28 protein-coding genes and 1 pseudogene are annotated in these 26,981 nt (G+C 48.5%); 14 read left to right on the top strand and 15 right to left on the bottom strand.

Annotated features, from left to right (window positions below):
• Positions 1 to 91: 91 nt before the first annotated feature.
• From RBH92_RS05720 to ispB, 4 genes are all read right to left on the bottom strand, one after another.
• Positions 92 to 1,522 carry a sigma-54-dependent transcriptional regulator gene (locus RBH92_RS05720; protein ID WP_307933658.1) on the bottom strand — a complete coding sequence of 477 codons (1,431 nt, stop codon included), beginning with the start codon at positions 1,520 to 1,522 and terminating at the stop codon, positions 92 to 94.
• On the bottom strand, positions 1,509 to 3,164 hold the full coding sequence (locus RBH92_RS05715) for a two-component system sensor histidine kinase NtrB (protein WP_307933657.1): 1,656 nt from the start codon (positions 3,162 to 3,164) through the stop codon (positions 1,509 to 1,511). The genes RBH92_RS05720 and RBH92_RS05715 overlap by 14 nt, the downstream gene beginning before the upstream one ends.
• Positions 3,165 to 3,174: 10 nt before the next feature.
• Positions 3,175 to 3,402: a PP0621 family protein gene (locus tag RBH92_RS05710; protein WP_307933656.1), complete on the bottom strand. Its 228-nt coding sequence runs from the start codon at positions 3,400 to 3,402 to the stop codon at positions 3,175 to 3,177.
• A 363-nt stretch (positions 3,403 to 3,765) separates the two neighbouring features.
• The gene (gene ispB, locus RBH92_RS05705) at positions 3,766 to 4,734 is read right to left on the bottom strand and encodes an octaprenyl diphosphate synthase (RefSeq protein WP_307933655.1); all 969 of its coding nucleotides are present in this window, start codon (positions 4,732 to 4,734) and stop codon (positions 3,766 to 3,768) included.
• Between the two features lie 144 nt (positions 4,735 to 4,878).
• Between ispB and rplU the strand changes: the two genes are divergently transcribed.
• The 5 genes from rplU (at position 4,879) to RBH92_RS05680 (ending at position 8,878) form a co-directional block, all read left to right on the top strand.
• A complete protein-coding gene (rplU, locus tag RBH92_RS05700) occupies positions 4,879 to 5,190 on the top strand; it encodes a 50S ribosomal protein L21 (protein ID WP_292923721.1) in 312 nt (103 codons plus the stop codon).
• A gap of 11 nt (positions 5,191 to 5,201) precedes the next feature.
• Positions 5,202 to 5,459: a 50S ribosomal protein L27 gene (rpmA, locus tag RBH92_RS05695; protein WP_307933654.1), complete on the top strand. Its 258-nt coding sequence runs from the start codon at positions 5,202 to 5,204 to the stop codon at positions 5,457 to 5,459.
• A gap of 99 nt (positions 5,460 to 5,558) precedes the next feature.
• Positions 5,559 to 6,644, top strand: coding sequence for an Obg family GTPase CgtA (cgtA, locus tag RBH92_RS05690; protein WP_307933653.1), 1,086 nt, complete (start codon positions 5,559 to 5,561; stop codon positions 6,642 to 6,644).
• Positions 6,638 to 7,747 carry a glutamate 5-kinase gene (gene proB / locus RBH92_RS05685; protein ID WP_307933652.1) on the top strand — a complete coding sequence of 370 codons (1,110 nt, stop codon included), beginning with the start codon at positions 6,638 to 6,640 and terminating at the stop codon, positions 7,745 to 7,747. Before cgtA ends, proB begins: the two co-directional genes overlap by 7 nt.
• 21 nt (positions 7,748 to 7,768) lie before the next feature.
• On the top strand, positions 7,769 to 8,878 hold the full coding sequence (locus RBH92_RS05680) for an acetyltransferase domain-containing protein (RefSeq protein WP_307933651.1): 1,110 nt from the start codon (positions 7,769 to 7,771) through the stop codon (positions 8,876 to 8,878).
• 17 nt (positions 8,879 to 8,895) lie between these two features.
• Here the strand turns inward: RBH92_RS05680 and mcrC are convergent, their stop codons facing one another.
• Positions 8,896 to 10,038: a 5-methylcytosine-specific restriction endonuclease system specificity protein McrC gene (gene mcrC / locus RBH92_RS05675; RefSeq protein WP_307933650.1), complete on the bottom strand. Its 1,143-nt coding sequence runs from the start codon at positions 10,036 to 10,038 to the stop codon at positions 8,896 to 8,898.
• A 2-nt stretch (positions 10,039 to 10,040) separates the two neighbouring features.
• Entirely contained in the window at positions 10,041 to 12,263 is a 2,223-nt protein-coding gene (locus RBH92_RS05670) for an McrB family protein (protein WP_307933649.1), read from the bottom strand.
• 332 nt (positions 12,264 to 12,595) lie between these two features.
• Between RBH92_RS05670 and RBH92_RS05665 the strand changes: the two genes are divergently transcribed.
• From RBH92_RS05665 to RBH92_RS05650, 4 genes are all read left to right on the top strand, one after another.
• The gene (locus RBH92_RS05665; RefSeq protein ID WP_307933648.1) at positions 12,596 to 12,913 is read left to right on the top strand and encodes a hypothetical protein; all 318 of its coding nucleotides are present in this window, start codon (positions 12,596 to 12,598) and stop codon (positions 12,911 to 12,913) included.
• 82 nt (positions 12,914 to 12,995) lie between these two features.
• Positions 12,996 to 13,280: a PepSY domain-containing protein gene (locus RBH92_RS05660; RefSeq protein ID WP_307933647.1), complete on the top strand. Its 285-nt coding sequence runs from the start codon at positions 12,996 to 12,998 to the stop codon at positions 13,278 to 13,280.
• 71 nt (positions 13,281 to 13,351) lie between these two features.
• Positions 13,352 to 14,035 (top strand): response regulator transcription factor, encoded by a 684-nt coding sequence (locus RBH92_RS05655; protein ID WP_307933646.1) that lies wholly within the window; start codon positions 13,352 to 13,354, stop codon positions 14,033 to 14,035.
• The gene (locus RBH92_RS05650; protein ID WP_307933931.1) at positions 14,035 to 15,375 is read left to right on the top strand and encodes an ATP-binding protein; all 1,341 of its coding nucleotides are present in this window, start codon (positions 14,035 to 14,037) and stop codon (positions 15,373 to 15,375) included. The genes RBH92_RS05655 and RBH92_RS05650 overlap by 1 nt, the downstream gene beginning before the upstream one ends.
• A gap of 108 nt (positions 15,376 to 15,483) precedes the next feature.
• On the opposite strand, the gene tnpA (RBH92_RS05645) is transcribed toward RBH92_RS05650, so the two are convergent.
• A complete protein-coding gene (tnpA, locus tag RBH92_RS05645; protein ID WP_307931469.1) occupies positions 15,484 to 15,915 on the bottom strand; it encodes an IS200/IS605 family transposase in 432 nt (143 codons plus the stop codon).
• 87 nt (positions 15,916 to 16,002) lie between these two features.
• A complete protein-coding gene (locus tag RBH92_RS05640; protein WP_292923706.1) occupies positions 16,003 to 16,275 on the bottom strand; it encodes a TMEM165/GDT1 family protein in 273 nt (90 codons plus the stop codon).
• A gap of 164 nt (positions 16,276 to 16,439) precedes the next feature.
• Here RBH92_RS05640 and ahr point away from each other — a divergent pair, with 164 nt between their 5' ends.
• Positions 16,440 to 17,444: an NADPH-dependent aldehyde reductase Ahr gene (gene ahr, locus RBH92_RS05635; RefSeq protein ID WP_307933645.1), complete on the top strand. Its 1,005-nt coding sequence runs from the start codon at positions 16,440 to 16,442 to the stop codon at positions 17,442 to 17,444.
• A 32-nt stretch (positions 17,445 to 17,476) separates the two neighbouring features.
• Here the strand turns inward: ahr and RBH92_RS05630 are convergent, their stop codons facing one another.
• On the bottom strand, positions 17,477 to 18,808 hold the full coding sequence (locus RBH92_RS05630; protein WP_307933644.1) for a hypothetical protein: 1,332 nt from the start codon (positions 18,806 to 18,808) through the stop codon (positions 17,477 to 17,479).
• A 187-nt stretch (positions 18,809 to 18,995) separates the two neighbouring features.
• Between RBH92_RS05630 and RBH92_RS05625 the strand changes: the two genes are divergently transcribed.
• Positions 18,996 to 19,991, top strand: coding sequence for an IS30 family transposase (locus tag RBH92_RS05625; RefSeq protein ID WP_307931565.1), 996 nt, complete (start codon positions 18,996 to 18,998; stop codon positions 19,989 to 19,991).
• A 433-nt stretch (positions 19,992 to 20,424) separates the two neighbouring features.
• Here the strand turns inward: RBH92_RS05625 and RBH92_RS05620 are convergent, their stop codons facing one another.
• From RBH92_RS05620 to RBH92_RS05610, 3 genes are all read right to left on the bottom strand, one after another.
• Complete coding sequence (locus RBH92_RS05620) at positions 20,425 to 20,751, bottom strand: hypothetical protein (RefSeq protein WP_307933643.1); 327 nt, start codon at positions 20,749 to 20,751, stop codon at positions 20,425 to 20,427.
• Between the two features lie 114 nt (positions 20,752 to 20,865).
• Positions 20,866 to 21,228, bottom strand: a complete 363-nt coding sequence (locus RBH92_RS05615; protein ID WP_307933642.1) for a hypothetical protein — start codon at positions 21,226 to 21,228, stop codon at positions 20,866 to 20,868.
• Positions 21,229 to 21,245: 17 nt separating this feature from the next.
• Entirely contained in the window at positions 21,246 to 21,467 is a 222-nt protein-coding gene (locus RBH92_RS05610) for a DUF6471 domain-containing protein (protein WP_307933641.1), read from the bottom strand.
• Between the two features lie 196 nt (positions 21,468 to 21,663).
• Between RBH92_RS05610 and RBH92_RS05605 the strand changes: the two genes are divergently transcribed.
• Complete coding sequence (locus tag RBH92_RS05605) at positions 21,664 to 22,629, top strand: IS1595 family transposase (protein ID WP_307933640.1); 966 nt, start codon at positions 21,664 to 21,666, stop codon at positions 22,627 to 22,629.
• 37 nt (positions 22,630 to 22,666) lie between these two features.
• Here the strand turns inward: RBH92_RS05605 and RBH92_RS05600 are convergent, their stop codons facing one another.
• From RBH92_RS05600 to tnpA (RBH92_RS05590), 3 genes are all read right to left on the bottom strand, one after another.
• A complete protein-coding gene (locus tag RBH92_RS05600) occupies positions 22,667 to 23,536 on the bottom strand; it encodes a KilA-N domain-containing protein (protein WP_307933639.1) in 870 nt (289 codons plus the stop codon).
• Positions 23,537 to 23,778: 242 nt separating this feature from the next.
• On the bottom strand, positions 23,779 to 24,210 hold the full coding sequence (locus RBH92_RS05595; RefSeq protein ID WP_307933638.1) for a hypothetical protein: 432 nt from the start codon (positions 24,208 to 24,210) through the stop codon (positions 23,779 to 23,781).
• A 41-nt stretch (positions 24,211 to 24,251) separates the two neighbouring features.
• On the bottom strand, positions 24,252 to 24,707 hold the full coding sequence (gene tnpA, locus RBH92_RS05590; protein WP_307933637.1) for an IS200/IS605 family transposase: 456 nt from the start codon (positions 24,705 to 24,707) through the stop codon (positions 24,252 to 24,254).
• 410 nt (positions 24,708 to 25,117) lie between these two features.
• On the opposite strand from tnpA (RBH92_RS05590), the pseudogene RBH92_RS05585 reads away from it, so the two are divergent.
• Together RBH92_RS05585 and RBH92_RS05580 are read left to right on the top strand one after the other, a co-directional pair.
• A pseudogene (locus RBH92_RS05585) lies at positions 25,118 to 26,009 on the top strand (IS110 family RNA-guided transposase).
• Positions 26,010 to 26,489: 480 nt separating this feature from the next.
• Positions 26,490 to 26,909 (top strand): rubrerythrin family protein, encoded by a 420-nt coding sequence (locus tag RBH92_RS05580; RefSeq protein ID WP_292923753.1) that lies wholly within the window; start codon positions 26,490 to 26,492, stop codon positions 26,907 to 26,909.
• Positions 26,910 to 26,981 lie beyond the last annotated feature (72 nt).

Genomic DNA, 26,981 nt, shown 5'->3' with positions numbered 1-26,981 from the left:
GCACCAGCGATTTACTGGGTTTCCTTAGCACATCTTGGCCGGGGTCCGGAAATCATCCGATCGATATTCCGGGTCCGTGTTGGTGCTTGGGTTATGCAGTTTCGTTAAGCCCCAGCCGCTCCATCCGGTAGCGTAGCGACCTGACCGTAATCCCCAGGGTTTTGGCTGCTTTTGTGCGATTATAGCGGCTAAGATTCAATGCCTTGACAATGGAGTCTTTTTCAAGCTGATCGAGATAATCCTGCAACGGCAATCTTGAATCGGAATCCGGCAACGGAAAATTCATCGCACCCGGAGATAAAGATTTCGTTTCTCTTGTGGAATTGGGGAGCTGCAGTTCCGTTTCGCCGATTTCCACTTCCGCGCACAGCGCAAGTGTGCGCTCCAGGATATTTTCAAGCTCACGGACATTCCCGGGATAGTCATAATCCGTCAGCATCGCCAATGCACCTTTGGTAAAACTGCTGATTGGCCGCGCGGCATCGCGGCATAATTTTTCCAGTATCGCCGTGGCTATCAATGGAATATCCTCGCGCATTTCACGCAAAGCCGGCATATTCAACTCAATGACGTTCAAACGATAATACAGATCTTGCCGGAATTGCCCGTTCTCGACGCACTGATTGAGCTTCTTATGGGTTGCGCTGATGATGCGCACATCCACATTCTTTTCTTGCGATTCGCCGATTCGTCTGACTTGTTTTTCCTGAATCACTCTGAGCAATTTGACTTGCATCGCCAATGGCAAATCCGCCACCTCGTCAAGAAACAAAGTTCCGCCATGAGCCGCCAGAAAAAAGCCGTCGTGATCTTTTTCAGCACCGGTGAAAGCGCCTTTTTTATAACCGAAAAATTCGCTTTCCATCAGATTCTCAGGAATTGCGCCACAATTCACCGCAACAAACGGTTGTTGATGACGCGCGCTTCTCTCATGGATCATGCGCGCCGCCAATTCCTTGCCGCTGCCGGATTCGCCGCTGATATAGACCGCGGCTTGGCTGCGGGAAAGCTTATCGATGGTGGCGCGAAGCTGGCGCATCGGTTGCGATTCACCCAGTAACACACGCCGGTTCGATTGCGCTGAAACTGGCGGCGCGGACTGAGCCGCCATCGGCGGCAAATTGAGCGCGGATTTAACCAGATCGCGCAATTGCTTCAACGAAACCGGCTTCACCAAATAATCAAAGGCCCCCGCTTTGAGCGCCGCAACGGCGTTTTCTGCCGTGCCGTGAGCGGTAATGACAGCAACCGGCAGGTCGGCGCAGAATTGCGCGATGTATTTAACCAGATCCAGTCCTTCCCCATCGCTTAGCCGCATGTCGGTCAGGCACAATTGAAATCGCCGGGATTGCAACAACTGCCTGGCTTCAGACAGCGATCTTGCGCTCACCACATCCATCCCCATGCGCGCCAGCGTCAATTCCAGCAATTCAATAATATCGGGTTCATCATCGACGATCAGAATATTGGGAGGAGCGTTTTTCCGCGATGCAGCCGCATCACGTCCACTAGCTATTGACATAATTTTTAATTCTACAAATGATTCTAAAATGCCCCGAGGTTGATTCTTCGACATGATCCAGCGATGCTTGGTTGTTTTCACACAATTCGCGCGCAATGAATAAGCCCAGGCCAGTACCGTCGGAAGCCGTGGTGAAAAAAGGTTCGAAAAGTTGTTTGGATTGTTGCGGATCAACACCAGGTCCGTCATCAATGATATCGATACAAAGATCGCCGCCATCGATCGTCTTCTCCAAACGAATACGGACACTGCCAGCTTGCTGGCGGCAGTGCCTCCAAGCGTTCCGGCATAAATTCCACAATACCCGGTTGAAGTGATCGCGATCAAAACAAATAAGCGGTTCATCTGAGTTACTCAAAATAAATACGCCAAGATCGATCTTTTCAGCTTCGCAAAATTCCTCGAGAAATTTCCGGATATAATCTTGCACGTCAAATATGTCCGGTTTCGCCACATTACTCCGGCTCAATTGCAGCACATCATTCACGATCTTGTTCAATCGTTGGGTATTTTCACAAATAATGCGCACCAGCCGGGAATCCAGATTCGCTTCAAGCTGCTCTTCTCCCAATAACTCAGCCGCATGATTGATTGCCGATAGCGGATTGCGGATCTCATGAGCAATATTGACCGTCAGACGGCCTAACGCAGCCAGCTTGAGTTGCTGCAACTGCACCTGCACACGCCCCATATCCTCGAGAAAAATCACAACACCGTTGCGAAAATCCGCCTGGATCGAATGAAAGCGCGTACGCACCAGCGCGTTGCGATGGGCTAACCGCAATAAATCGAACTGAATATTGCTGTTGTTCTGCCAGCTCGCCAGCCGATCGGCGATTTCCGGAACGGAATCCGATAATTTAAGCCGTTCCGCGCTGCCAGACACCGGTTTCAGATCGAGCAATTTTTCAGCATAACCATTACGCTGCCGGATAAACCCATGCCTATCGACGACCAGAACCCCTTCTTGCAAATCTTGGATCACCAACTGATTGACTTGCGCCATATTGGCCAGATCGATACCGCGTTCTTGCGCCAATTGTTCGCTAGCGATCGTGCGTTTCGACAACCGGAAGGCCAGCCAGGCGACAGCGAAATAAGCCATGCTCATGAGTCCGGCTTGAGAGAATTGCGCCTGATGCGACTGAATCGTCAGCCAGGAATAAGTTTCGAGCAAAAGCAAGCTGATGGTTGCGACAGCGGCAAAAAATAGCGCCAAACGGCCCCGGCTGATTAATCCCGCTCCTGCCAGCGTCACCAGGAGCACGACCCCCAAGCCGCTTTGCAAACCACCGCTGGCATAGAGCATCAAAGAAAAAAAGGCAATATCGCTGAATACTTGAATGATTAATTGCCAATCAAAAGCGGGTATTCGCCACTTGATCAACACCATGGAGATACCGCTGCTAATGAAATGACCATAACAAGCATATAAGAACAGCGTGTACTGATGTGTCCCGAAGTCGATGAAACCTGCTTTCAATGTAACTATGAGCAGACTAACCCCGATTAACAAACGGTAAATATTGAAATAGGTCAGCGAACGCCAATAATGACTCGCAATTCCGGCATCATTCCTGGCTGGTGCCGGATGACTCGATAACGGTTGCTTAATCGGGGATGAATTGGCGAGAGTTGACACAATGATGAAATTAAGATGATGAATTTATGTACGAATCACGATGTTCCTGACAGCAAAATGACTGATTCAGATCGTTAATTGCCTCTTTTTTCGGCAAATAAACGCCGCAATAAGCGCAAGTCACTGTATCTTCTGCGATATCCGCGGGCGATTCGCTATGCTTTTGTTTAGGCCGTTGATAATTAATGAACCAATAAATTAGTAATGCGATGAGTATGTAAAAAATTATTTTTCCCATTGGTATTTTTGCAACTTATATGAATGACACCGATACTATGGTTTCGCTTATTGCCCGAATTTTCAAGCTTTAATTGAAACTTTTGACGAGATGGTTTTGCCATTGCCGTTGCTATAAAAACTTAGCTTAGCAATTTTTTGCACCGGCAAACGCTGGATTAGCCGTATTTTTTTCGCTTATCATTAAAGTTCAAAATAATAAGCGAGCTAAAATTACGTAACTTCAGGAAGATATCTGAAAAAAATCAGACAATAGATAATGATAGTATTATAACTATAAGATAAAAATCATATTTTTAAAAATTCCTCATGCTGGAATCTTTAACATTCTGGTACAACTACCGGTTGCGAACCATCGTTGACTTCAATAATGACGCGTGACGGCAAAATGCGCCAATTGCAGCAAACATTCTTTATTTTTCGATTCCGGTAAAGCGGCAATCGCTGCGGTTGCCGTCGCAACTTCGGCTTGCGCGCATTGTTTGGCGTAATCCAGAGCCGCCGTTTCACGAATGACATTCAAAACCGGTTGAAACCCGTCCTTACCGCCGTCCTCAATCGCCTTGCGGATGACGGCGGCCTGTTCGGGAGTTCCGACACGCATCGCATAAATAAGCGGCAGCGTCGGCTTTCCTTCGGCCAGATCATCACCCAAATTTTTACCGATGTCGTGATTATTTCCCGTATAGTCGAGCATGTCATCGATCAACTGGAATGCGGTACCCAAGTGCATGCCATAAATCGACATTGCATTTTCATCCTCCGGCGATGCCTTACCCAGAATCGCGCCTAACCGGCTGGCTGCCTCAAACAGTTTGGCGGTTTTATAACGAATGACTTGCAGGTAATTATCTTCTGTCACTTGCGGGTCCCGGCAATTCAACAGTTGCAATACTTCGCCTTCGGCTATGGTATTCGTCGCATCGGCCAGCACTTGCATCACGCGCATATTGTCGACTTCCACCATCATCTGAAACGCCCGGGAGTAAAGAAAATCACCGACCAGCACGCTGGTGGCGTTGCCGAACAACGCATTCGCGGTTTCTCTATTTCGACGCAACTCGGATTCATCGACTACATCGTCGTGCAGTAACGTCGCGGTATGAATGAACTCCACGATGGCTGCGAGATTATAATGAAATTTACCAGGATAGCCGAAAGCGCCGGCTGCTAGAATTACCAATGCCGGACGTAACCGTTTACCCCCGCTATTGATAATATATTCACTGACTTGGCGAATCAATGCAACATGAGAATGCAACTTTTCCCGGATGACATCATCGACGATCTCCATATCCCGGGCGATATAACTTCTTATATTTTCGATTGACACAATTTTACCTTCAAGAAAACGCTATGTTAGGAATGACGATACCCGCGTGTCAAGCACAAACAACGTTATACAAAATTTTCCTCCACAATCAAAGGCTATTTATGTATAATTCGCCGTTCTCGAAAGGAAGCATGGAGTCAAAATATGTATGCGGTCATAAAAACCGGCGGTAAGCAATATCGAATACAAGTAGGTGAGAAACTGAAAGTAGAGCAACTGGATGTAGAAAACGGCAGTGAACTGATGATTGATCAGGTATTGATGGTTGCGGATGGCGACAAGGTAACTGTAGGAACGCCTCTCGTCAGCGGCGCGAAAGTTAGCGCAACGGTACTTGGCCAAGGGCGTCATGACAAAATCCGCATTTTCAAGATGCGCCGCCGGAAACACTATCAAAGGCATCAAGGTCACCGGCAGAATTACACTGAAATACAAATAACCGGTATTTCGGCTTAAGGAGTTGATAGATGGCACATAAGAAAGCAGGTGGAAGTTCCAGGAACGGTCGTGATTCACACTCAAAACGTCTTGGAGTTAAAAGCTATGGCGGCGAACTGATCCCGGCAGGCTCGATTATTATTCGCCAACGGGGCACAACAGTTCACCCCGGAGAGAATGTCGGCATGGGAAAAGACCATACGCTATTCGCCAAGATAACAGGGAAAGTCAATTTTAGTATTAAAGGTCCGTTTAATCGTAAAATTGTCAGTGTTATTCCAGTGTAACAACCTAATTACCCTTTTCCTGAAAAAAGCCCCTTCCACCAACGATGGGGCTTTTTTGTTTACGCTGTGCCCAAATAGCCAAAGTTGTTGTATTGATTTATGAAGTTTATTGATGAAGCGATCATCCAGGTGTTTGCCGGCAAAGGCGGCGATGGTGTCGCAAGTTTCCGTCGGGAAAAATACATCCCCAGAGGCGGGCCTAACGGCGGTGATGGCGGGCGCGGTGGCAGCATATATGCCATTGCGGACCGCAACATCAATACGTTGATCGACTATCGCTATGCTCGGATGCACCGCGCTAAAAACGGCCAAAATGGCCAAGGCTCCGACCGTTACGGCAAAAGCGCGGACGATATCGTGTTGCGCATGCCGGTCGGCACTTTGATCAAAGATGGCATTACCGGAGAGATCGTCGCCGACTTGGTACATGACCAGCAGAAAGTACTGCTGGCCAAAGGCGGTAACGGCGGTCTTGGCAACTTGCACTTCAAATCCAGCACCAACCGCGCGCCCCGCCAGTTCACTTATGGTGAACCGGGACAGGAACTCGAGTTAAAACTAGAACTGAAGGTGCTTGCCGATGTGGGATTATTGGGCATGCCGAATGCCGGCAAATCCACCTTGATCCGCGCCGTATCCGCCGCTCGCCCCAAAGTCGCGGATTATCCGTTCACCACGCTGCAACCGAATCTTGGCGTGGTGCGCGTCGATTATAACCGCAGCTTTGTCATGGCCGATATTCCAGGATTGATCGAAGGCGCCGCCGAAGGTGTCGGACTCGGACATCGCTTCCTCAAGCATTTAACCCGTACCCGGCTATTACTGCATGTTGTCGATATGTCGCCGCTTAACGAAGAAACGGATTTGGTGCATGAAGCCCGTGCACTAGTTGAAGAATTGAGAAAATACGATCAGTCCCTGTATCAGAAACCGCGTTGGCTGGTGCTCAACAAGACCGACATGATTCCGGCTGAACGGCGCGACCAGCTCTGCCAGGAATTTCTCCAGAAACTGGACTGGCAGGATAAATACTTCATCATTTCGGCGCTAACCGGAGAAGGCTGTCAATTGCTCACGTACACCATCATGGACTATCTCGAGCATCATCTGTTGCCGGAACCGGAACCCGAGCCGAAAAACCCCGGAAATTCTGATTCTGACAATGAATTATTGAACTCATGCTGAAACAAGCACGCCGCGTCATCATCAAAGTAGGCAGCAGCCTGGTCACCAACCAAGGCAAGGGACTCGACCATCACGCCCTGGCAGGCTGGGCCGCGCAAATCGCCGCGCTCAAACAAGCTGGCAAGGATATCATCCTGGTTTCTTCCGGTGCGATTGCCGAAGGCATGCAACGATTGAACTGGGACACCCGGCCAACTGCATTATACGAGCTTCAAGCAGCGGCAGCGGTCGGTCAAATGGGACTGGCGCAGGCTTATGCATCCAGCTTCTCGCGACACGGTCTGCAAACCGCGCAAGTGCTTTTGACGCACGAAGATCTGTCGAACCGCAAGCGCTACTTAAACGCACGTTCGACACTGACGACGCTGCTCAAACTGAACATCATCCCGATCATCAACGAGAACGACACCGTCGCCACCGACGAAATCCGTTTCGGCGACAATGACACGCTGGCGGCGCTGGTCACCAACCTGGTCGAAGCCGATGCATTGGTAATCCTGACCGATCAGGCCGGTTTGTATACCAGCGATCCGCGCAAGGACCCCACAGCGAAACTATTGAGCGAAGTACACGCCGGCGATCCGGCGCTGGAAAAAATGGCCGGCGGCGTCGGCAGCGGCATTAGCCGCGGCGGCATGCAAACCAAAGTGATCGCCGCCAAACGCGCGGCGCGCAGCGGCGCGGATACCATCGTCGCTTCCGGACATGAAGCCGACGTGCTGGTGCGCTTGAGCCGGGACGAAGCGATCGGCACCCGTTTCGTCGCCAAATTGCCGGTGCTGGCGGCACGCAAGCAATGGCTCGCCGATTATCTGCAAGTGCGCGGCTATGTCACACTCGATCACGGCGCGGTCAAAGCCTTGACCGCTGACGGCAAAAGCCTGTTGCCGATTGGCGTAACCGGTGTCAACGGCGAATTTGAGCGCGGCGAAACGGTTGCCTGTCTTGATCCGGACGGGCGAGAAATCGCACGTGGACTGATCAACTACAGCGCAGTCGAAACGCAAAAAATCCTAAAACAACCCAGCAGTGAAATCGAAACAATTCTGGGCTATGTGGATGAACCGGAACTCATTCACAGGAATAATCTGGTTTTACTGTAGCGCTTATCGCATCGGATCGCCATGTCATTCGATAACAACACACACCGCATCACCGCCATCGATTGGTTGCGCGGCATCGTGATGATGCTGATGGCGCTTGACCACGCTTCGTGGTTTTTCAACGAACAACGCATTTTCGCCGATTCCGTGTTGCTGTATGAACCGGGCGTTCACTTCGCCGCGGATCAATTTTTCACGCGTTGGATCACCCATATCTGCGCACCCACGTTTATTTTTCTTGCCGGCGCATCGATCGCCGTTAGCAATTTCCAGCGCCGCCGGCAAGGCATGAGCGGTGCCGTCATCGACCGTGAGTTATTGATGCGCGGCGCGTTTATCGCATTGCTCGACATCGTGCTGTTCTCGCTGGTCGGCGGCAAACCGGTGCTGCAAGTGCTGTACGCCATCGGCATCAGCATGATGTTGATGGTCTATCTGCAACGCCTCGGCACCGAGGCCGTTTTCTGGCTGGCAATCCTGATTATCGCAGGCGGCGAATCCCTGCTGATGCTGCTGTGGCAACCGGGCGGCGACGTGCCGCTTTGGCTCGCGCTCACATTCGCGCCGGATTTCGGCGCAACCTACACCGTACTCTATCCCGCCTTACCGTGGCTCGGTATGATGATGCTCGGCTGGGTCTTCGGCCAATGGCTTTTAACCAGACCTTCCGGCGCTACAGCCCCTCACCGGTTATTGTTAACGTGCGGTTGGCTGGCGCTGACGCTGTTCGTCATCGTCCGCGGTCTCGATGGTTATGGCAACCTGTTCATGCACCTGGAAGGCAACACTCTGGTGCACTGGCTGCACGTCAGCAAATACCCGCCCAGTCTGGCTTACACGCTGCTCGAATTGGGCTTGATGGCGATCGTGCTGTCGCTGCTGATGCGGCTGGAGTCGTTCAATAAAACCATCAACCGCAACAATCCGGTGCTGATATTTGGCCAGACCGCATTATTTTTCTACCTCGCACATTTTGTGATATTGAGAATAATGGAAATTTTCTTTGAACGCGGCAGCTTGGAGCAAACCTACGTAATCACGTTGCTCACGCTCGTCATCCTCTACCCCGTCTGCCGCGCGTACCGCACGCTGAAATGGCGGTATCCGCAAAGCCTTTTGCGCTTTTTGTAAACTCAGTCACGAAATTCCTAGGATAATTCATTAAACCAAGGACCCAGACATCGATGTAACAGCTGTGAACGGATCTCTACCGATGTTGCTGCAAGATCGACCGTCGCAAATCGAATACTATGACCCTGAATGACGGCGGTTTCATCAACCGTAACGCCAACCGATGGATGCAATAGCAACCCGCTGGCCGAGTCCGCAAGCGGATCCCCTCGTTGCGCCTGAGACTGAAGATAAGCGTAAATCTGGTAGAGATAACCGCTCCGTATCGTCTCTTCACGATACCAGCCACTCGTTACAATGGTTGTAAATTTCGTATCAATGACAATTCTTCGCCCTGTGGGGGCATGTTCAAGTATCACGTCCGTTCGCATGTCAGGCAGAATCTTATCGATTCCTGCGGTCTTCCGTTCGATGCCCCATTCCAGTTTCCTTCCGCACTGCACGCGCCATCCCTGCTGACTGAGCGCTATGGTGTAAAAACCGCCAATAGCGCTCTCAAAGAGTTGACGTACCCATCTCTCTTCGCGCGAAGGCAATAGCAGCATACTTGCCCCTGCCGTTTCTAGCGGTAGCGCCATATCGAAAGCAAGCTTTGCCGCGGCTACCATGAATCGATCATCGCCATCGTGCCTGCCAAACCGGTCAGCACTCATTTCCGCACGCGTTGGCACGAAGCTGCACACCCCCATATTCTTCATCCTATCCGCCAATACCCGGCAGCGGTGCGCGAGATCCTTTTGCACAATCTTTGATACCGACTCCAAAGCTGCTCTGACGAAGCGATTACGGGGCGTATTGATTGACAGTTCATCAAAACGGCATGCCACCAAGCCTCTCGCCAATAATTGGTTCCGCTCGGTTGTCAGCGAATCAATTCGCCCGCGTACCCGGTTAAGCACGGCATAACGAGGGCGATAGCCGCTGCTAAGATGGCCGCGCAATCGTTTTTCCACCGCATGTGCGAGAATTTCCGCAATAAGATCGGGTAATTCATCGGGATTATCCTCCAATCCCACTTTCCCAATCGCGGAAGTACGAAACAGATCCGAGGCATAGAGCATCAATAGCCAGAGATTACGGACTGGAATACGCCCGATGCGGCCCTCAGCGGCTGAATTATCTCCTGCAACCGGATTTCCCTTAAGCATTACCGGTTGCATCGTCACCAATTCTGCACCAGACGAATACGCGCTTCCCGCGCTTTTTCTGGCGCATCAAACCAATATTCCTCAAGCAGCGGACCGATTTCGGTTTCGACAATCTGCACAAACCAATTTCTAGTGCCCTCCGCCTTGAGCCGCTGAACCGGTGTCACATAGCTGTGACCAATCTTGAATTGCTTACCTAACTGCGGATCAGTTTCGATCCGATTGTTCAATTCGGTCATCCTGCGTTCGATGTCTAACGCCAGCGCAGGATCAATCGCGCATTCTTTGATCACCCAGTCACGCCACACACTGCCTAAGCGAGGCTCCAGATTCACAAAAGCAAAACGGCGCCGCAGCGCCAGATCAACCAAAGCCAGCGATCGATCCGCGATGTTCATGGTGCCAATTACATACAAATTTTCCGGAATATGGATCGGGCGGCGCTTACCGTCCGCATCGGGATAGCATAATTCTAATGCTTCATTGGGCGTACGCTTACCTGCTTCCAGCAACGTCAATAGCTCGCCAAAGATCTGCGCTGGATTCCCGCGGTTGATTTCTTCAATGACAACGACCCACTCTGATAATGGGTTTTTAGCAACAGCCTTGATTGCTTCCATAAAAATACCATCCGCCAGTGATAATTTTCCATCGCCACTTGGCCGCCAGCCTCGCACAAAATCTTCGTAGGATAGATTCGGATGGAACTGGACTGCACGGACTTTGCTATCGTCCTTTTGCCCCATCAAAGCAAACGCCAGCCGTTTTGCTAACCACGTCTTGCCAGTGCCGGGCGGTCCTTGGAGGATCAAATTCTTCTTCATGCGCAGTCTATCAAGCAAATGAACGATCTCTTCCCGCTCCAGAAAACAGCCATCCCGCAAAATATCTTCGATAGTGTACGGTGCGATGGGTATTGCGGATTGGGGAGCCTCTTGAGTCACATCCTCGGAGCCGTCATCCGCTGCCTCGTCATTATCATGAGTATCGCTTGCCGTAGCTTCACTCGCTGGTTCTTGGTAATGCCATGCTTCCAGCGAAAGCTCGGGGTAGGAATGAACCGGGTAAGAAGCTTCTTGAAATCTTGATACCAGCACATCCATAGCAGCAAGATAATCTGAAGCATTGCAGCGCTTTTTAGGTCCGCGCAGACCGAGTGACACACCGAGTTTCTTGGTAACGTATGCTCTCGAATCACTGTCAAGACCCAGGAATGTCCAGGGTCTTATCCAGTACAAACCGAAAGTCAAATTCCATGCAACATTCGGCCGGCCATTGGCATGATCGAATGCTTTCACGAATTCATCCCGTGCTTCGTCAGTATCGGAATCCGCCAACTTAATTGCTGCCGCAAAAACATTCCATAGCGCATCGATTTGATCCGGTTTACGATCCTTCTCGAAAGGAAAGAACCATGAGTTCTGAGGATTCAACAATGGAATACCATCAAAGGTATCCGGCGCAGGCTCTTCAACACCGAGAAACCGGCCCAGCTCCCTTGCAATGGCGATGCGCTTAGTTTCCGTCAAACCGCGATTAAATAATCCTATTGTGGTAAATGGACAGATATCCTTTAGGAAACCTGTCGTTCCATCTGCATATTGGTCCAATAAATAACCAATTCCTTCAACACGCCCGGAAATTTCTTCAAGACCTGCGACAAGCGCTGACCTGTTGCTGCGGTAAATTAACAGCTTGCCGGCAACCGCTTCATAAAACTTTATCCAGCCGAAACGATGTTTACCGGAAATGGAAGAACCAAATCTTTCCCGCCAAAATGGATCATTCCGGAATCGTTCGATATCTTGCGCTTTGCCGTTAAAGGCAAAATCGATCAACCCATCCGCCATCCAATCACCCGGCAGTACACGCCAAACGGTTTTTCTATTAGTGTAGAAGTACCATTCCCGGATCGGCTCCAACTTTGTCCATTCAACCCGAACATGCCGGCCATCATCATAATTTTCCGTAATCGTTCCAATCGCTTTAATCGCCATAACCGAAACTATCTGTCCACGATTATCGAATGGCAGACCATGTTTTCTTAAGTAAGATGATTTGATGGCAATGCGATCGCCAACACGCATAGACTTCACAATATCGAGGTATTTATCTTCATAGCCATTTTCCCAAACTCCCTCGGCAAGGAAGCGCGGCGTCTGATCTTCAGTTCCATCGAAGCTGGCACCGACAAACCAAGTAATGCTCGTATTTAACCGCTCGATTTTTGTACTCATACAATTTTCCTTGGCTTTGTTAACCGATACGTATCTCTCAAATAATTCAATGAATAAAGCGTTATCTTATTATCTATACCCTGACGGAGCCACAACATGACATACCCATTTATTTCACCGGATCGCCTCTGATGAGGCTCCAGCAGCATTCCAAGATTAGCAGATATGATTCGATAATCCATCATCAATCAATACCTATTCACCCGAGGACAAAATACGTGCCGTAATAGCACGTACGATCCCGATTCCATTCAGTTTTCGTTCATTCAGGCCAGCTTAAATTGATCCCATCAGAGATTCCTCTGCAACGAATAACTAAAAGGAGAAACATCATGGACACCCGGACAAACAAACTGACCACACTGGCAGCCGTCGTATTATTGGCATTCGCATTAACAACACCATCGCTGGCAGAAGCCGGCAAAGGCCGCCATGGGCATGGGCATCATCACCGGCACCATCATCATGGCCATCACCACCATCACCACGATGGCTACGGCTATGTTTACAGCCAGCCGCGTTATTACCAGCCGTACTATCCGCAGCCCCAGTACCAATATAATTACTACCCGGCGCCGGCTTACGCCCCTCCTCCGCAAATGATGATGGGCATCGGCTCCGGACATATGGATTTTATGATACGCTTCTGACATCGCAGGCCGGCAACAAGTGATGCTCTGCCAGTTGCCGGCTTCATTTCTACCATTAACCTTGGAGTGGCTGGTTATGAACATGCGGTGGAAAATAGCAGTCTTCATGATCATCATCGCAAGCGCGGCCGTGCAAGCAACGGCGGGTGCACACGATACTGCGAGCGGACACCCGGCATACAGGGACTCGACCGCCGGTATTACCGAGCAAAACGCAATCACCATCGCACAACGGCACTTCGAGGGCCGCGTATTGGCAATTAATCAAACCGATCATGCTTACCGCGTTAAAATTCTCAGCAGCCAAGGTAGGATTCACGTGGTGCTAATTGATGTGCAACACGGTACGGTAATATCTTCGCATTAACGTTCAAATCTAATCTCATGCCATCCAAGCAAAGTAAACCGTTTGCATAAGGCATATCACAGGAGACAAACATGCGCATCCTGGTCATTGAGGATGAATTACGTTTACAGAATCAGATCCGCCAGCAACTGGAAACAGCGGGTTACATGGTCGATACTTGCAGCGATGGCGATGAAGGCCTGTTTCTCGCCACTGAATATCCGATCGATGCCGCCATCGTGGATATCGGCCTGCCCGGCAAATCCGGTCTGGAAATTATCAAGGCATTGCGGGAACGCGGCAGTTTGCTGCCGATCCTGATCCTGACGGCGCGCAGCAGTTGGCAGGACAAAGTGCAAGGTCTGGAAATGGGCGCGGACGACTACCTCACCAAACCGTTTCAAATGGAAGAACTGCAAGCCCGGGTTAAAGCCTTGCTCAGACGTGCCACCGGCATTCCGCAAACACAGCTGAAATGCGGCCCTATCACGGTCGACGTCACTTCGCAAATCGTGACAGTTAACGGTAATGTCATCGAATTGACATCGTTCGAATACCGCTTGCTGGAAGAATTAGCGCGCCATCATGGCGAAGTGCTTTCCAAGCATACTTTATCCGATTACCTCTACCCGCACGACGAAGATCGCGACAGTAACGTACTCGAAGTCATGGTCGGGCGGTTGCGCCGCAAATTGGATCCGGCCGGCACCTTGAATCCGATTGAAACCATGCGAGGCCGGGGTTACCGGTTTAATCTGGAATGCAATAAATCGTGATGATGTCGCTCAATCAGCGGATTCTATTCAGCGCCACATTGGTGTTACTGATTTTTATTGTGGGGATTGCATGGATGCTGGATCGGGCTTTCTATGACAGCGCGCGCTTAGGCGTCAAAGACCGGTTGTTTGCGAAAGTGCTGATGTTGATGGGCGATGCCGAAGTGGAAGAATCGGGAGAATTGGATGTTCCTACCAACTTGCTCGATGCCGAGCTCGGTCACGTCAATTCGGATACTTATGCCTTTATCATCGGCCCCGGCAACCATATCATCTGGCGCTCCACTTCTTCATTGAACAAACCGGCTCCGGACCTGCCGTTAGCGGAAAAAGGCAAAAAAGAATTCACGCAGATCCTGATCAACGATGCGCCTTATTTCGTTTACCGGTACGGCGTTGCCTGGGAGACACCCAGCGGCGACTATCCGCTAACTTTTTATGTGATCACCGATGCGGCGTTATTCGAAGCCCAGATTGAGCAGTATCGCGAGGATTTGTGGGGTCTGCTCGGCGTCATGGCGGTATTGTTGCTCGCCACGCAAATGTTAGTGTTACGCTGGGGGCTGCAACCGCTCCGCAAAGTTTCCACCGAACTCTCCGCGATCGAATCCGGGCAACAGGAAAGCGTCAAAGGCGCCTACCCGAGCGAATTACAGCTGTTAACCGACAGCATCAACTCGTTAATTGCTCACGAACACAAACAGCAAAAGCGTTACCGCAACGGCCTGGCCGATTTGGCACATAGCCTCAAAACACCATTAGCCGTACTCCAGGGTGCGATTCACAGCGATGATGACGAAACCAGCCGACGCAAGGCGATCCAGGAACAGATCGATCGCATCGACAACATTATCCAGTATCAACTCCGCCGCGCCGCCACGGCCGGCAGCTCTCCCGGCATGGGCACGATCGCGCTTCGTCCGCTGGCCGACAGAATCGTCAATACCGTAGCCAAAGCCTATCGCAATAAACAACCTGAAATATCGGTTCAGATTGACGACAGCATCGGACTGCGCATTGACGAAGGCGATTTGATGGAATTACTCGGCAATCTGGTCGACAATGCATTCAAATGGTGCCGGCAACGCATTCAGCTTTCCGCCGCCTATCACGATCATCAAGTCGTCATTCAGGTAATCGACGACGGCCCCGGTATCCAGCCGGATCAAATCGCCAGAATACTGGAGCGCGGCGTGCGCGCCGATCAATCCACCCCCGGGCATGGCATCGGTCTCGCCATCGTGCGCGACATTGTCCAGGTCTACGGCGGGGAACTAGCCATTGAAAATCATCCGGCTGGCGGAGCCTGCATCACACTGCGCCTGAAAAAAGCCAAATAACGGGTGGTGACCGGTAGCGCTCCTCAAAAACTAAACAACCACCGGCTAAAGCCGGTGGGTTTGAGTACGGACTGAAAGTCCGGATACGCGTCGACTAAACGACGCGTCTTATTCCGGCTCCATTTTAAAATTGTCGTTTGGATTTGGCTCAAAATGATGCTCCAAGTATTGTTTGATCATCTCTTCTGTCATCTGACCTACTGTCACGCAGAAATACCCTCGCGCCCAAAAATGCCTTCCCCAGTACCGCTTCTTCAAGTGAGGAAATTCTTCAAACAGATAGCTCGATGTTCGTCCTTTTAGCCGCCTCATGATCTCACTCGGAGCCATCTCCGGCGGACAACTCACCAGAATATGCACATGATCCTTACTTACTACACCCTGTACAATCCCGATTTCAAATGCTTCACACGTCTGACGAACCAACTCTCGTACTCGTTCTGCTACTTCTCCCTTCAGAATCTTATATCTATACTTCGTTACCCATACAAAATGATATTCAATCTGATAAACCGTATGACTTCCATATCTATAATCCATGCCACACCTCCTGTGTGGCATATTCTCGCAGCTAAAGCTAACCGGCTGAAGCCGGTGGTTTTAACCTTATGATGGACAATAAATCCATCAAGCTTTCAGCAACGTCCAGATGCCGATAACGATAAACCCGGCACCGGCGAGATAATGCAGGTATTTCGTACTGATATGCTCGGAAATGAAACCGCCCGCCAGCACACCGATCGCCGACGTGGCGATGAGCGCCAGTGATGCGCCGGCAAATACCGTCAGCTTACTGACTTCCTTATCGGCGGCAAACAACAGTGTAGCCAACTGTGTTTTATCGCCAAGTTCCGCGATGAAGACCGTGACGAAAACCGTTAATAAAATTTTGTATTCCATGAAAATACCTAAAGATTGATTGCATTGATTGAAGTGAGTCTACATAAAATCATGTCATGCCTTGTGGTCGTCTTGAAGATATCATGCACCCGATCACAAAAACAGTGATAATGAGCAAGTAAGGTGTTCTTCAAGGCTAATCAGTAAGCACGACAGGAGTAATCATGATTAAAGCGTATGCAGCGTTTGAACCAGGTGGAAAACTACAGCCGTTCGAATACGATCCAGGATCGCTCGATGATCACGAAGTCGAAATCGCCGTGGAGCATTGCGGTATCTGCCACAGCGATCTCAGCATGCTGCATAACGATTGGGGAATCACGCAATACCCCTTTGTGCCAGGACACGAAATCATCGGCACCATTGCGGCCAAAGGCGCTCATGTGCATAACCTGTCAATCGGTCAGCGCGTGGGTTTGGGTTGGCATGCCGGTTATTGCATGACCTGCCATAGTTGCCTATCCGGCGATCACAATTTGTGCGCGCAATCGGAATCCACCATCGTCGGACGTCATGGCGGATTCTCCGAAGCCGTTCGCGCTAAAGCAGCCAGCGTGGTGGCGCTACCGGACAATCTTGACGCACAATCGGCGGGACCCTTGTTTTGCGGCGGTATCACGGTATTTAATCCGCTGGTGCAATATAACATTCCACCGACCGCAAAAGTAGCCGTCATCGGCATCGGTGGTTTGGGCCACCTCGCTTTGCAGTTCGCCAAGGCATGGGGTTGCCATGTCACCGCTTTCACTTCCAGCGAAGATAAACAGCAAGAAGCCTTATCGCTCGGCGCGCATGCGGTGCTAAATACGAAAAATCCGGAAGAACTGGCTGCTGCTGCCAATCGTTTTGACTTGATCCTGGCAACCGTGAATGTAAAACTCGACTGGAACGCTTATCTCGCCACATTGCGCCCCAAAGGCCGCTTGCATTTTCTCGGTGTGCCGCTGGAACCGCTCGATATCAATGTTTTCCCGATGATCGCTAACCAATGCGACGTTTCCGGCTCCCCCGTCGGCAGCCCTGCCACCATCGCCACCATGCTGCAATTCGCAGAACAACACAAAATAGCCCCCATCGTTGAAAGTTTCCGTATGGATCAGGTCAACGAGGCACTCGCCAGGCTGGCAAGCGGCAAAGCAAAATACCGCATTGTGCTGCATAACCGGTAATTTCTTGGAATGCGAGCTTTCGACAGCTGATTTTACAAGCACGAACTGGAAGCCGTTCCAGTGTTGATAAGCTCCCGGTCTGAACAAAGAACCGAATCCGAGGTTACCAACGTATCAATGACTTTTCCGATCGGCAAAAAAGTCTGATCGAAATAATGTGTATGCGCGCCTGCACCGGCACAAAATTCGGATTGCTGCCGCACACCTTCCACACGGAGTTTCTCAACAAAATCTCCCAGATTTGGCGCATACCGTTGAGGATCGCTTTCGGATTTCCACAGGTAGCGCCCGACATAATCACCGCTACAGTAACCGTTAATCCACGCGCTGACTCCAATGTCATGCGCAGACACGTTCTGCACCCAATCGTATAGATCCGGAAAGCGCAGACTATAAAGCTGCCGCAATGGCGAGCCAACTGTTAGCAGATAGCGGGGAACTTGTTGTAATTCTTCAAGCCCTTGTTCCTCCCATCGCTTCTTACATGGCGCATCCAGATAGCGGAGCAAATCGGCGGTAATTACAGTCCCTTGGCTGTGTGCAACAAAAACAATACGCAGATAATTTTGCTGCTGCAATTCTCGCAGTAAAGCCAAATAACGCAACAGGATCAATCCACGTGGATTGCTTTTTAGAGGACGTTCTTTCAGCCAGTTATCAATATCGAGTGCGATATCAAGCGCTTTCTGCACGCCAATGAAAATATTCTTCCGGAATAATGTAAAAATGGTGATAGAACCGACGAGAATAGCTCCAATCGAATCCGCAAGACCGTCGCCAAGTAAAAAACCTGGAAGATAGTTTTTTAGTAGATTCACGTATTCTGTGGGCAACAGTATTCCAATCGGAAGGAGAAACAAACTGATCAGCATCAGCCACATAGCAAGTTTTGATGCAGAAAATCCTCCATCCAGCCATAACCCTAGCCGAGTACTCTTTTGTTGTTCACTTTTATTACGCTTTGGAAAAAGCTCATACAGAATGCTTGACAATAAACTTATAACTATCAAGCTGATAGCAACCACAAGAACAATAAAGAAAATGTTGAACATAATGCCGCTATTGGCAGCCGAAAGCGCTATAATTTTTTCACGTGCAAAATCCGCGACATCGCTATCAACCCTAAACCAATCGACAAGAAACTGAGAACGATATTCAATATAATAAAGTATTGGTGAAGCAAGCAGCATCCCAGTGATCATTTTCCAAACTATGATAGTTACAATGAAAAATAAGCTTGCCGACACAATGTAACCGATCAAAGCAGTATGTACGGCCCGGAGCATCGTATCATCCCGATTGAATTTGCAAAGAATATAAATTGTCGAGCATAACGCCACACAAGTAAGTAACAACCAAATCAAGCCAAATAGAAAAACATATCTTTCCGATAACCCGATGATCGTGGGGATCAATAAATCAATTTCGTTCGTTTTTTCGGTTGAATTGGTTGGTGGATTCAAAATTGAAGTGCAACTTTTGTAAGGAAGTTTAGGAAGCAAGCTGCGGTAGTATCGGAGCTTCTTAAACGACCAAGTAGAAGGAGCACAGATGAAGCACTACAAGCAGCTCACCAGCGAGCAACGATACCAGATTTCCGGCTTGAAGAAGGCGGGTTTGAACCAATCGCGAATAGCGGATGCAGTGGGCGTGAGCAAGTCGACGATTTCGCGGGAATTCAGGCGGAACAAGGGTCGGCGTGACTGGTATCCCAAGCAGGCGCAGGAATTACGGAACGAGCGCCGAAAACAATGCGCCAACGCCCAGCGTTTATCAATGTCGGACTGGACGGAAGTTGAGCGATTGGTTCGGCTGGACATGAGTCCGGAGCAAGCGGCCCGTCGACTTGCTTTGGAAAGTGTGTTGCAGATCAGTCACGAGACGATCTACTTGCACATATATGCAGACAAGCGTCGAGGTGGCGACCTGTGGCGGCATTTGCGTTGCCAGAAGCCCCGCAGGAAGCGTTATGCGAGCGGTCAAGAGCGCCGGGGCACGATCAAGAACCGGATCGGCATTGATGAGCGTCCGGGGATCGTGGATCAGAAGAACCGCATAGGCGACTGGGAGGGCGACACCGTAATCGGCAAGAACCATCAAGGCGCATTGGTTACGCTGGCCGAGAGGAAGTCGCGCTACATTCTGGCAGCCCAAGTGCCCGGCAAACATGCATCGGGCGTAACGGCGGCGGTAACGCGATTGCTGCGCCCCCATAAACGCAAGTGCCACACCATGACATTCGACAACGGGAAAGAATTTGCGGAGCATGAAACCATTGCTGCGAAACTCAATGTGGATATCTACTTCGCTCATCCTTATCATTCATGGGAGCGCGGCTTGAACGAGAACAGCAATGGTCTGCTGCGGCAGTATTTCCCCAAGGGAATGGAATTGATTAAGGTGACCCAGGAACAAGTACAATGGGCGGTGGATAGACTCAACCATCGACCGCGCAAGGTGCTTGGATTCAGAACCCCGTTTGAGGTGTTCTTCGGAAAGACGGTGCGCTATACCAAGCCACCGCTAGGTGTTGCACTTCGAAGTTGAATCCGCGGTTAAATAGAATACACTCGCAACCACCGTGCTACAGCAAAAAATAACGATAGCTGTAATAACCGGAGATGTCTTAAGCATATGCTTCTCGGTACGTTCACGATGCTGTGCAAGCCGTTTTGCAAGCAGGGACGTCACTGCAATCAACAATAACAAGGTTATCGACTAAACAACCACCGGCTAAAGCCGGTGGGTTTGAGTTACGGACTGAAAGTCCGGATACGCGTCGACTAAACGACGCGTCTTATTCCGGCTCCATTTTAAAATTGCGGCATTATGTAGCAGCCGCACAAAGCGGAAAATGTCGCATTAGAAATATATATTTATAGTTAAGATAACGTCTATTAGGAGTAATAGATGGAGTCTTATAAAGAATATGAAAATGCTACAGCTAATTACCTGGAAGAATATAATGTTCTTATTTATCTTACTGTTTGTTATTGATTTTTTCTTTTACCAATTCTATGGTTTTGGGGTTATTAATGGAAAACTCCTTACCATCAATTTTAATGTTGATGTAAGAGTTGCGAATGCGAGATGACGCTTTTTTTGCCACCCAAGCAATAACAATATAAGGTGCAATTTTTGCGACATCTATTATTACTTCGATACTGAATGATATGTCAACAGTAGCATTGATGTCGTCTAAATATAATCTTCTCTCCCCGCCGTCAATTATAGTCACGCCTTCTGGAGAATCTTCCGTTAGCTCTGTTAAAAATGTTTGTTCTTTTGTATGTAGCAAAAATTTCATATAGTACACCTGCATAAAGTGCGACAAAAATTGCGTACAAACAAAGCGGAAAAGCAGCAAAAACGATAGCTACCAATCAATTACTATAAAGCTTCCAGCATTAGTTGTTTTTAATTATGGATAGCTATTTATTCTTGTGCATTCATCCGTCATTGAAATAGATCGCTCGAACACCAAATCTTTTTCTAGTGATTTTATTCTTTCATCCTGATCCCGGCAGTGCTTAACTACGGAAATGAGGGCAACTAAAAATGCCACAAGACATGTTAACAATATTAACAATAATGCTCCTATTAACAATACCTCTTTGCTGTTGGAAAATATTGGATATGACGTTATATTTGCTAGGACGGCCAAAAGACTTGGAACGCCAACTACGCTTGTCAATGCAATTTTCACTGCCACTCTGGATGTTTTTGTTGGCAGACTACTTAGCCAACCTTTAATGTCATCATCAGAAGAATTTATTTTTTCCATTCACTAACCTATGCTTTTTAATTAATCCTGATTTCATTCACACCAATAGCTTTCATGCACTGCAAAAAAAACTGAAAAGTGAATGATCCTCGGTTGATCTTGGTGTTTATGCTGTTGTAGTTCTCTTCGATACCAAGCTCCTTAAGCTTTGTGGCTAGGGTCTCGTAATCAACGCCTTTGCGCGCCAACTCGGACTTCAGTATATTTTTTGCATTAGCTTTCCAATCTTGAGTTTCCATATCTCAATCCTCGTGTTTATTTTAAGATTATAGAATAACACAGAAGTAACATATGTTTCGTATTTGAAATATATGTGTTGCATATTATTCTGTATATGATATATTGGTGTCATATATGACACATACAGAGTAATTAATTATGTCTCAACACTTTCTACTATCAGCCAAAGCCCGCACTTTATCGGTGCGCACAGTAATGGAATTGACTGATGACCAAGCATTTCAATTATTTAAGGAAGTGCGCTGGGGTTCTGGCGACAATGTGGCGTGTCCGGTATGCGGAACAGTAGGAAAGCATTACTTCATTAATACACGCCAGCAATGGCGCTGCAAGGACTGTGGCCACACGTTCTCGGTGACTTCAGGTACAATATTTGCATTCCACAAGTTACCGCTGCGCGTTTATCTGGCCGCTATTGCTATCTATACCAACGCTGTAAAAGGATTGTCTGCGCTGCAACTATCCCGTGACCTAGGGGTGCAATATAAAACTGCCTTTGTTTTGGCGCATAAAATACGTGAATCGTTGATTAAATGCCGGGATGATTCTCAGCTTGCAGGTGAAATACATATGGATGGCGCTTATGTGAATGGATCAATCCGCCAGAAAAACAAGAAGAAAGACCGTATTGATCGCCGCCTCATTGAGAATCAAAAACCCAATAAGCGTTGCGTATTAGTGATGCGGCAAAAAGTAGAAATAGATGGAAATTTGATTAAAGGTTCAAACAAAACTTTGACTTTCGTCATCAGAGCCGAAAATCAAGCGGACGTAAGTAAACTAGCCAATCAATTCGTGAAGAAAGGATCAATAATCTGTGCCGATGAATCTCATGCTTACGATATGTTACATGCTAGATTCGATGCGCGGCGCGTGAACCATACCAAAGAGTATCGGAGCGACAAAGGAATAACAAACAATCTGGCTGAGTCTTACTTCTCACGTTTTCGCCGTATGCAGTATGGTCAAACACATAAATTCGGTAATCAATATCTGGCAAATTACGCCAATGAAGCGGCTTATCGTGAAGATACGCGCCGTCAGCCGAACGGTGAAATTTTCATGGATATTACAAAGAAATGTGCCAGAACTCGCACACATAATGATTGGTGCGGATACTGGCAGGGGAACAAGAGATTGTCAGAAAGATTGGGGTTCTAGGTTTTCTTTTTTATACTGATTGGTCTTTTGGAAAATTTTATGTTTTTAGGATGTTTTTTAGAGTTTGTATATTTTGGTTAATTTTCTCTCTATCACGTTCAGCGATTACTTTTCTATCAGATAATTCGTCTTTGTTTCTTGAATCGTTCAAAGCCAAACGAACAGAAGTCGCCTTTTCAAGTGATACTTTAGAACACTCTACTACGCCAGTGGCATTGGTGTATTCAATGCGTTCACTAGATAGTGCCTCCGAGAGGCTAATAGCCGCAAGAGATGATAGTTTTGCGTAATCTCTAATATTGATTTTCTTTGGCAGATAAGGATTTTTTTCTCTTAACGATTTTTCGATATTAATTTTATCTTTCTGAAATAATCCCTTATAAATCTGATTCGTGCATTGCCCAATCTCTTTGCCAAGTTTTACGTCATGTTTAACCAGTGTATTTACATAAACGTCATGAATGTGCTTTCCTTGCTCTCGCTCGGCTATCCATTTGTCAGATTTCCCTTGTGACTTCCATACCTTTCTTGCTCTTTCTTGGCTACGGGTTATTCCAAGTTCAGGGCTAATGGATTCTTCTAGTCGTTCTTTAAATACGTCATTTACAACCGCGTGTAATTCTGGTGATAAATATTGAGCGTAAGAAAGTGCCAGTTGCCAATGCGCCACTGTCCCACCACCTTTGCCGCGTTTGGATTTTATAATATGGGATTTTCCCATATTATTACTCATTGATTCTATAACATTTATCGTAGAGGGCAGCCGAAGCCATTGAGAAGGATTTTTATTAACAGGACAGCCTACTATTTCGTGAACAAGATTCAAGCTGATCATATTTCCATCAGCAATGTCGACAAAAAAATCATTCCCATTGAATGGGATCTTCAACATCTTTGTAGTAGACATTCAGATATCTCCGCAAGAGATGCAAGCTAATTAATCTGCGGCGATTACAGCTTGCGGTTTGTAATGTTTCGGGAGCTACCCTAGCCGCATGAGCCATGATTATACTATTTTTTTATTTTAACTATGCCAGATCAGTTTCACCAGAAAAGTATGTTGGCTTGAGAATCGTGTTTTTATTACTATTCCGCGATTCGATTAGCGCGTCAATAAAAGAAATTCCATTCAATAAAAAGAAGTTTATTTTAAATTACCTTCCAAGTGCGTGCTATTCCATCCTGAGATCCTTGAATAACCAATTCCTTTTTTTCTAAAATCTTCAATACACCCAAGGCATTTCTCTGCATCTGATCGATCATTTCTGGGGTAGTCTCAAGACCTTTTGCTTGCAGCATGGCTTCAGCTATTCTCCTGCTGGTAATTGAGCATCCGGCTTTTCTGAGAATATCCAAAACCAATCTAGGGCATTCCCCAGGCTTAAAATATTTGTTTTGCACTCTGCGTTTCTTGGCGCGAATTGAGCGGAGATCCAATTCCGGCGCAAATAACTTGATGGTGGCATCCAAGTGACTTATTTCACCTAGGATTCGATCTATTTCAGACTGATATTGTTGGATAAGGCCAGACATTTCTGCGCGTTTCGCGACAAGACTTGAAACAACATTTGATTCGGACATTCCGCACCTGAAAGTAAAAATACAGGTGCTATATTAATAGCTCAAGCTAATAGCAGCTTTGTGTTGTTGCTACATAATAACGTAAAATTGTCGTTTGGATTTGGCTCAAAATGATGCTCCAAGTATTGTTTGATCATCTCTTCTGTCATCTGACCTACTGTCACGCAAAAATACCCTCGCGCCCAAAAATGCCTTCCCCAGTACCGCTTCTTCAAGTGAGGAAATTCTTCAAACAGATAGCTCGATGTTCGTCCTTTTAGCCGCCTCATGATCTCACTCGGAGCCATCTCCGGCGGACAACTCACCAGAATATGCACATGATCCTTACTTACTACACCCTGTACAATTCTCATTTCAAATGCTTCACACGTCTGACGAACCAACTCTCGTACTCGTTCTGCTACTTCTCCCTTCAGAATCTTATATCTATACTTCGTTACCCATACAAAATGATATTCAATCTGATAAACCGTATGACTTCCATGTCTATAATCCATGCCACACCTCCTGTGTGGCATATTCTCGCAGCTAAAGCTGACCGGCTGAAGCCGGTGGTTTTAACCTTATGATGGACAATAAACCGCATCGCTACATCGAAAGAAAAGGCACTTCGCTGGAATCGTTGATCACCCGGGTTCATGAAGCGATTCATGCCGCTCATGATATTGAGATTATCGATTAAGGAAACGCTGATTAATCCGGCGAACGAGATAAAGCACGAGGCGCACGGCACAAAGCGACCGAGACATATCAACAAGATAGGCGGGAAAGCGAGTACCGTGCAACGAAGTGATTCGCTCGTATAGTCAATTAATCAGATGGAATGGACACCGCCCTCCTGACAACGGCATCGCAATGTGCCACAGTTGGCTTTCAATCATCAACTCAAAATTGGAGGGCAGCATCCATGGATAAGATTAGCGTAGTTGGTTTGGATTTAGCAAAGAATGTTTTTCAGGTACACGCTGTTAATGCACAAGGACGGGTGGTGGAGCGCAAGCAATTGAGACGAAGCGAGGTACTTGTCGTGGTTTGCAAAGATCGAACCTTGCCGGATTGGGCTGGAAGCCTGTGGCGGCATGCATTATTGGGCACGCAAGCTGAGCGAGCTGGGGCATACGGTGCGGCCGATGGCGGCAAGATTCATCAAACCCTATTTGAAGTCGAACAAATCGGATATGCTCGATGCGGAAGCCATTTGTGAAGCAGTGCAACGCCCGGGAATGCGCTTTGTTTCGGTTAAGTCCGCGCAGGAAGATACCGGCGATGAGTTGCCGCCGATGTGCCGGGATTTGGCCGCTGTGTTGCGGGATCAATTATCGGCACTCGATGAGCGGATTGCGCTACTGGAGCACAGGATTCAGCAATGGCACGTCAGCAATGAAGCGAGTCAACGCTTGGCCGGGATTCCTGGTGTGGGCGTCATAAGCGCTACCGCGATTGCTGCAGCGATAGGTGATGCAAGGGCATTTACCAATGGACGGCAATTTGCCGCTTAGCTAGGACTGGTGCCACGCCAGGCATCGAGCGGCGGGCGGCAACGTCTGCTGGGAATCAGCAAACGAGGTGATCGTTATCTGCGCACTTTGATGATCCACGGTGCGCGTGCTGTAATCCGGCATTTACGTGCGCGGCAACAAGCCGGTAAGCCGCCTGGCAATGCCTGGATTGCGCAACTGCTGGCGCGGTGTCATCCCAATGTCGCAACAGTGGCGCTGGCCAATCACAATGCCCGGGTAGCTTGGGCATTGCTGGCTAAAAATGAAACCTATCGTGCTAGATACGCTGCTGAAGCATGATGATATGAGCGATTCATAAAAAACAGAAGCATCGTTAACAGGAGGATATTCATTCACGATTGCTTGCATTTATGTGATGGGAAGACAGGTCGGACCGCGGCGGCCAAACCCGGGGAAGCTCTCGAAGCAACCAGACTTCGCTATTCAGATTGGGACCCGCCGGCGAATACACCATAGGGGCTCTGAGCTAAACGCTCTTATCAAAAGCCGAATGTAAGTGTGCAATCGAACCTTGTGTTTCTATACATCAGTGCTTGCAAAACGGGCGGTGTCCATGTAAGCGCTTCCTTAGAGATATGCCATGATCATGCAACCCTACCGTTGCATCGGCGACAGAATGAATGTTCAACCTGAAAAGATTCATTCCACGTTCCTGAACCCCGCTCCCCGCCGTTAATAGTTGACAATCCCTAAACCCTTCGATAGTCTCGTTGATCTAAATCAACGATAATAACTCGTCAATATATTAAGGAGAGCACGATGGAACTTAAAGGATCAAAAACCGAAGGAAATCTGAAAGCCGCGTTTGCAGGAGAATCTCAAGCCAATCGCCGGTATCTGTATTTCGCTGCAAAAGCCGATGTGGAAGGCCAAAATGACGTAGCAGCGGTATTCCGTTCTACCGCGGAAGGCGAAACCGGTCACGCCCACGGTCATCTGGAATATTTGGAAAAATGCGGCGATCCGGCAACCGGCATGCCTTTTGGCGGCTCCCGCGACAATTTGAAAACCGCGATCGCCGGTGAAACGCACGAATACACCGACATGTATCCCGGCATGGCAAAAACCGCGCGCGATGAAGGTTTCGATGAAATCGCCGATTGGTTTGAGACGCTTGCCAAAGCGGAACGCTCGCACGCCAACCGCTTCCAGCGCGCATTGGACGGCTTAGCCGATTAATCGCGTTCAATCGCACCCTGAAATACCGGGGTTTATTCAACCGCTGGATAAACCCCATCACAATCACCCATC

Origin of the sequence: Nitrosomonas sp. sh817, assembly GCF_030908545.1 — a bacterium.
Lineage (GTDB): Bacteria > Pseudomonadota > Gammaproteobacteria > Burkholderiales > Nitrosomonadaceae > Nitrosomonas.
Note: the sequence above shows the minus strand (reverse complement) of the source record. Positions and strands in the feature narration are given on the sequence as shown.

Bases quoted from the DNA above. Each gene is read 5' to 3' on its own strand.
- RBH92_RS05680 (WP_307933651.1), top strand. From the start codon at position 7,769: ATGTCATTCGATAACAACACACACCGCATCACCGCCATCGATTGGTTG.
- RBH92_RS05610 (WP_307933641.1), bottom strand. From the start codon at position 21,467: ATGGAAACTCAAGATTGGAAAGCTAATGCAAAAAATATACTGAAGTCC.
- RBH92_RS05605 (WP_307933640.1), top strand. From the start codon at position 21,664: ATGGAATTGACTGATGACCAAGCATTTCAATTATTTAAGGAAGTGCGC.
- RBH92_RS05665 (WP_307933648.1), top strand. From the start codon at position 12,596: ATGGACACCCGGACAAACAAACTGACCACACTGGCAGCCGTCGTATTA.
- rpmA (WP_307933654.1), top strand. From the start codon at position 5,202: ATGGCACATAAGAAAGCAGGTGGAAGTTCCAGGAACGGTCGTGATTCA.
- RBH92_RS05655 (WP_307933646.1), top strand. From the start codon at position 13,352: ATGCGCATCCTGGTCATTGAGGATGAATTACGTTTACAGAATCAGATC.
- RBH92_RS05670 (WP_307933649.1), bottom strand. From the start codon at position 12,263: ATGAGTACAAAAATCGAGCGGTTAAATACGAGCATTACTTGGTTTGTC.
- tnpA (WP_307933637.1), bottom strand. From the start codon at position 24,707: ATGGATTATAGACATGGAAGTCATACGGTTTATCAGATTGAATATCAT.
- ahr (WP_307933645.1), top strand. From the start codon at position 16,440: ATGATTAAAGCGTATGCAGCGTTTGAACCAGGTGGAAAACTACAGCCG.
- rplU (WP_292923721.1), top strand. From the start codon at position 4,879: ATGTATGCGGTCATAAAAACCGGCGGTAAGCAATATCGAATACAAGTA.
- RBH92_RS05660 (WP_307933647.1), top strand. From the start codon at position 12,996: ATGCGGTGGAAAATAGCAGTCTTCATGATCATCATCGCAAGCGCGGCC.
- RBH92_RS05615 (WP_307933642.1), bottom strand. From the start codon at position 21,228: ATGGAAAAAATAAATTCTTCTGATGATGACATTAAAGGTTGGCTAAGT.
- RBH92_RS05650 (WP_307933931.1), top strand. From the start codon at position 14,035: ATGATGTCGCTCAATCAGCGGATTCTATTCAGCGCCACATTGGTGTTA.
- RBH92_RS05580 (WP_292923753.1), top strand. From the start codon at position 26,490: ATGGAACTTAAAGGATCAAAAACCGAAGGAAATCTGAAAGCCGCGTTT.
- RBH92_RS05640 (WP_292923706.1), bottom strand. From the start codon at position 16,275: ATGGAATACAAAATTTTATTAACGGTTTTCGTCACGGTCTTCATCGCG.
- proB (WP_307933652.1), top strand. From the start codon at position 6,638: ATGCTGAAACAAGCACGCCGCGTCATCATCAAAGTAGGCAGCAGCCTG.
- cgtA (WP_307933653.1), top strand. From the start codon at position 5,559: ATGAAGTTTATTGATGAAGCGATCATCCAGGTGTTTGCCGGCAAAGGC.
- RBH92_RS05720 (WP_307933658.1), bottom strand. From the start codon at position 1,522: ATGTCAATAGCTAGTGGACGTGATGCGGCTGCATCGCGGAAAAACGCT.
- tnpA (WP_307931469.1), bottom strand. From the start codon at position 15,915: ATGGATTATAGATATGGAAGTCATACGGTTTATCAGATTGAATATCAT.
- mcrC (WP_307933650.1), bottom strand. From the start codon at position 10,038: ATGCAACCGGTAATGCTTAAGGGAAATCCGGTTGCAGGAGATAATTCA.
- RBH92_RS05600 (WP_307933639.1), bottom strand. From the start codon at position 23,536: ATGTCTACTACAAAGATGTTGAAGATCCCATTCAATGGGAATGATTTT.
- RBH92_RS05625 (WP_307931565.1), top strand. From the start codon at position 18,996: ATGAAGCACTACAAGCAGCTCACCAGCGAGCAACGATACCAGATTTCC.
- RBH92_RS05595 (WP_307933638.1), bottom strand. From the start codon at position 24,210: ATGTCCGAATCAAATGTTGTTTCAAGTCTTGTCGCGAAACGCGCAGAA.
- RBH92_RS05620 (WP_307933643.1), bottom strand. From the start codon at position 20,751: ATGAAATTTTTGCTACATACAAAAGAACAAACATTTTTAACAGAGCTA.
- RBH92_RS05710 (WP_307933656.1), bottom strand. From the start codon at position 3,402: ATGGGAAAAATAATTTTTTACATACTCATCGCATTACTAATTTATTGG.